At 61.0% G+C, this 3,685-nt stretch carries 2 protein-coding genes; both read left to right on the top strand.

Annotated features, from left to right (window positions below):
- Positions 1–362 precede the first annotated feature (362 nt).
- Positions 363–746, top strand: a complete 384-nt coding sequence (gene gcvH / locus ACTD9P_RS29385; protein ID WP_438870388.1) for a glycine cleavage system protein GcvH — start codon at positions 363–365, stop codon at positions 744–746.
- A 10-nt stretch (positions 747–756) separates the two neighbouring features.
- On the top strand, positions 757–3,594 hold the full coding sequence (gene gcvP, locus ACTD9P_RS29380) for an aminomethyl-transferring glycine dehydrogenase (protein ID WP_438870387.1): 2,838 nt from the start codon (positions 757–759) through the stop codon (positions 3,592–3,594).
- Positions 3,595–3,685 lie beyond the last annotated feature (91 nt).

Below are 3,685 nucleotides of genomic sequence, written 5' to 3'. Positions count from 1 at the left end.
TGTGTATAAGAGACAGCAAATGAGCTGCCTGACACACCGCATTCGCGAGCAAGCCCGCTCCCACATGAACTGCATTCCAAATCTAGTCTAGAAACGACATCCAGTGTACTGAAAGCGCTACAGCGTAACGATATCGCTACAACCCTGTTTTTTACGCGCCATGCAAGGCTTTGATCCGCATAGGCTTTTTTTGGTGTGCCCGAGTGTAGCGAAATCGCTACAGCAGAAAATCATATCGTCATAGCCAAAATAGTTAAGTCACTGATTTATAACAACTTAATAACATTGGCCGCAATATTGCTAAGCAACTCCCCATTATTCCAATCCCGTCCACCAGACGAATCTGGCCCTGAGGAGTTTCCATGAGCGAGTTGCGTTTCACTGAAGATCACGAATGGCTGCGCGCCGAAGCCGATGGCAGCGTCACCGTGGGTATCACCGCTTTCGCGCAGAACGCGCTGGGTGATGTGGTTTTCGTGCAACTGCCGGAGTTGCAGGCTTACGACAAGGGCGCCGAAGCCTCCACCGTGGAATCGGTGAAAGCCGCCAGCGGCGTGTACATGCCTTTGAGCGGTGAAGTGCTGGAAGTGAACGACAAGCTGAGCGACAGCCCGGAACTGGTTAACGAAGACCCGATGGGCGAAGGCTGGTTCTTTCGCTTTAAACCGGCTGATGCCGGGGCGGTAGCTAAACTGCTGGATCAGGATGCGTACGACCGTCTGATCAAAGCCAACGCTGAAGCCTGAGGAGCGCACCATGACCATCAATCTCAGCACCGCCAACGAATTCATCGCCCGCCACATCGGCCCGCGCCAGGAAGATGAGCAGCAGATGCTCGCAAGCCTGGGCTTTGATTCCCTCGAAGCCCTCAGCGCCAGCGTGATCCCGGAAAGCATCAAGGGCACCAGCGTGCTCGGCCTGGAAGACGGCCTGAGCGAAGCCCAGGCCCTGGCCAAGATCAAGGCCATCGCCGGCAAGAACCAACTGTTCAAGACCTACATCGGCCAGGGCTACTACAACTGCCACACGCCGTCGCCGATCCTGCGCAACCTGCTGGAAAACCCGGCCTGGTACACCGCCTACACCCCGTATCAACCCGAAATTTCCCAAGGCCGCCTGGAAGCGCTGTTGAATTTCCAGACCCTGATCAGCGACCTCACCGGCCTGCCGATCGCCAACGCTTCCTTGCTCGACGAAGCCACCGCCGCCGCCGAAGCCATGACCTTCTGCAAGCGCCTGAGCAAGAACAAGAGCAGCAATGCCTTCTTCGCCTCGATCCACAGCCACCCGCAAACCCTCGACGTGCTGCGCACCCGTGCCGAGCCATTGGGCATCGACGTGGTAGTGGGCGATGAGCGTGAACTGACTGACGTCAGCGCGTTCTTCGGCGCCCTGCTGCAATACCCGGCCAGCAACGGTGATGTGTTTGATTACCGCGAACTGACCGAGCGTTTCCACGCCGCCAACGCACTGGTGGCCGTGGCCGCCGACCTGCTGGCCCTGACCCTGCTGACCCCGCCGGGTGAGTTCGGCGCCGACGTGGCCATCGGCAGCGCGCAACGCTTTGGCGTGCCGCTGGGCTTTGGTGGCCCGCACGCGGCGTACTTCTCCACCAAGGATGCGTTCAAGCGCGATATGCCCGGCCGTCTGGTCGGTGTGTCGGTCGACCGTTTCGGCAAGCCGGCCCTGCGCCTGGCCATGCAGACCCGCGAGCAACATATCCGTCGCGAGAAAGCCACCAGCAACATCTGCACCGCGCAGGTCCTGTTGGCCAACATTGCCAGCATGTACGCCGTGTACCACGGCCCTAAAGGCCTGACCCAGATCGCCCAACGCATTCACCAGCTGACCGCGATCCTGGCCAAAGGCTTGACCGCCCTGGGCCTTAAGGTTGAGCAGGCAAACTTCTTCGACACCATTACCCTAAATACCGGCGCCAACACTGCTGCCCTGCACGACAAGGCTCGCGCCCAGCGCATCAACCTGCGTGTGGTGGATGCCGAGCGCGTTGGCCTGTCGGTCGACGAAACCACCACCCAGGCCGATATCGAAGCCTTGTGGGCGATCTTCGCCGACGGCCAGGCACTGCCGGCCTTTGCTGCGACCGAAAGCACCTTGCCTGCGGCGCTGCTGCGCCAGTCGCTGATCCTCAGCCACCCGGTGTTCAACCGTTACCATTCCGAAACCGAGCTGATGCGCTACCTGCGCAAGCTGGCCGACAAGGACCTGGCGCTGGACCGCACCATGATCCCGCTGGGTTCGTGCACCATGAAACTCAACGCCGCCAGCGAAATGATCCCGGTGACCTGGGCCGAATTCGGTGCACTGCACCCCTTCGCCCCGGCCGCACAAAGCGCCGGCTACCTGGAGCTGACTTCCGACCTGGAAGCCATGCTCTGCGCGGCCACCGGTTACGACGCCATCTCCCTGCAACCGAACGCCGGTTCCCAAGGTGAATACGCAGGCCTCTTAGCCATTCGTGCTTACCACCAGAGCCGTGGCGAAGAACGCCGCGACATCTGCCTGATCCCGTCTTCGGCCCACGGCACCAACCCTGCGACCGCCAACATGGCCGGTATGCGCGTGGTGGTCACCGCCTGCGATGCACGCGGCAACGTCGACATCGAAGACCTGCGCGCCAAGGCCATCGAGCACCGCGAGCACCTCGCTGCGCTGATGATTACCTACCCGTCCACCCACGGCGTGTTCGAAGAAGGCATCCGCGAAATCTGCGGCATCATTCACGACAACGGCGGCCAGGTGTACATCGACGGCGCCAACATGAACGCAATGGTCGGCCTGTGCGCACCGGGCAAGTTCGGTGGCGACGTGTCCCACCTGAACCTGCACAAAACCTTCTGCATCCCGCACGGCGGTGGCGGCCCGGGCGTTGGCCCGATTGGGGTTAAATCCCACCTCACGCCATTCCTGCCAGGCCACGCGGCCATGGAGCGCAAGGAAGGCGCGGTGTGTGCGGCGCCATTTGGCAGCGCGAGCATTTTGCCGATCACCTGGATGTACATCAGCATGATGGGCGGCGCGGGCCTCAAGCGCGCCTCGCAGCTGGCGATCCTGAACGCCAACTACATTTCCCGTCGCCTCGAAGAGCATTACCCCGTGCTCTACACCGGCAGCAACGGCCTGGTGGCGCACGAATGCATCCTCGACCTGCGCCCGTTGAAAGACAGCAGCGGCATCAGCGTGGATGACGTGGCCAAGCGCCTGATCGACTTTGGTTTCCATGCGCCGACCATGTCGTTCCCGGTAGCGGGCACCTTGATGATCGAGCCGACCGAAAGCGAATCCAGGGAAGAACTGGACCGCTTCTGTGACGCCATGATTGCCATCCGCGAAGAAATTCGCGCGGTCGAAAACGGCACCTTGGACAAGGACGACAACCCACTGAAAAACGCCCCGCACACGGCGGCTGAAATCGTCGGTGAGTGGAGCCACCCGTACAGCCGCGAACAGGCGGTGTACCCGGTTGCGTCGTTGATCGAAGGCAAGTACTGGCCGCCGGTTGGCCGGGTCGACAACGTGTTCGGCGACCGCAACCTGGTGTGTGCGTGCCCATCGATCGAGAGCTACGCGTAACCTGACTGGAGGAACGCGGTTAAACATGTGGGAGCGGGCTTGCTCGCGAAAGCGGTGTATCAGTTGATACATCTGGTGACTGAACCACCGC

Source organism: Pseudomonas onubensis (genome assembly GCF_965653655.1).
Taxonomy (GTDB): Bacteria; Pseudomonadota; Gammaproteobacteria; order Pseudomonadales; family Pseudomonadaceae; genus Aquipseudomonas.
Note: the sequence above shows the minus strand (reverse complement) of the source record. Positions and strands in the feature narration are given on the sequence as shown.

Coding starts and splice junctions, on each gene's coding strand:
- gcvH (WP_438870388.1), top strand. CDS start 363: ATGAGCGAGTTGCGTTTCACTGAAGATCACGAATGGCTGCGCGCCGAA.
- gcvP (WP_438870387.1), top strand. CDS start 757: ATGACCATCAATCTCAGCACCGCCAACGAATTCATCGCCCGCCACATC.